Annotated in this window: 1 protein-coding gene; it reads left to right on the top strand. The window is 53.2% G+C overall.

Annotated features, from left to right (window positions below; translation table 11 throughout):
- The first annotated feature begins 62 nt into the window (after positions 1 to 62).
- A protein-coding gene (locus tag TU84_RS25170) for an IS3 family transposase (RefSeq protein WP_088500423.1) occupies positions 63 to 1213 on the top strand; the annotation gives its coding sequence in 2 pieces (ribosomal slippage) (positions 63 to 297 and positions 297 to 1213; 1152 coding nt in all).
- Positions 1214 to 1231: the final 18 nt, after the last annotated feature.

Below are 1231 nucleotides of genomic sequence, written 5' to 3' on the forward strand. Positions count from 1 at the left end.
TGAATCGCCCCTAGTTTCGTAGACACCTCCAAGCCTTAAAATGAGGCCCATTAGGAGGTGCCATGAGCAACCAGCGATATCCCGAAGAATTCAAAATCCAGGCGGTCAAACAAGTGACCGAAAAGAAGCTTCCTGTCTCGGAGGTGGCTGCACGATTGGGTGTGTCCGTGCACAGCCTCTATGCCTGGGTTAAGCGCTACACCAAGCCCCAGGAACAGCGCGTTGAGGAGGATGATCAGAGCGCTGAGGTTCGTCGTCTACGGGCCGAGCTGAAACGGGTGACGGAGGAGCGAGACATCTTAAAAAAGGCCGCCGCGTACTTTGCCAAGGAGTGCGGCTGAAGTACGCCTTTATTAAGCAGCAAGCGGGTCATTACGCGATTCGACGGCTTTGCCTGACGCTCAAGGTTCATCCCAGCGGCTACTACGCGTGGCTATCAGAACCAAAATCTGCGCGAGCCAAGGACGATCAGCGACTGCTTGGACTGATCAAACACTCCTGGTTGGAAAGCGGTGGTGTTTATGGCTATCGCAAGATCCATGATGACCTGCGAGAGGTTGGTGAGAGCTGTGGCCGTCACCGGGTAGCTAGGTTGATGCGCCTTGAAGGTTTACGTTCTCAGACTGGGTATCGACGGAGGCCGGGAAAATATGGCGGTAAACCAGCCGTTGCCTCACCGAACTTACTGAAGCGCCAATTCGATGTCAGAGAACCCAACAAAGTCTGGGTCACAGACATTACCTACATCCGAACATATGAAGGCTGGCTGTATTTGGCCGTGGTGCTCGATCTGTTTTCACGCCAGATCATTGGTTGGTCAATGAAGTCGCAGATGACCAGCGACGTAGCCATTGATGCACTGCTGATGGCGGTTTGGAGACGTAAGCCGAAGCAAGAGGTGATGATCCACTCGGATCAAGGCAGTCAGTACAGCAGCTCAGACTGGCGAAGCTTCTTGAAAGCTAACAACCTGGTAGCCAGCATGAGTCGTCGAGGTAACTGCCACGACAACGCTGTGGCGGAGAGCTTTTTCCAGCTGCTAAAGCGGGAGCGGATCAAGCGTAAAATCTACACTACACGCCAGGATGCTCGGGATGATGTGTTCGATTACATCGAGATGTTTTACAACCCAAAACGACGCCACAGTTTCAACAATCAGCTGTCACCGGTAGAGTTTGAAAAGCGTTACGCAGCGAGCCTGGAGAGTGTCTAGGAAACCCGGGGCGATTCA

Source organism: Pseudomonas helleri (assembly GCF_001043025.1).
In the GTDB taxonomy this organism is placed as follows: domain Bacteria; phylum Pseudomonadota; class Gammaproteobacteria; order Pseudomonadales; family Pseudomonadaceae; genus Aquipseudomonas; species Aquipseudomonas helleri.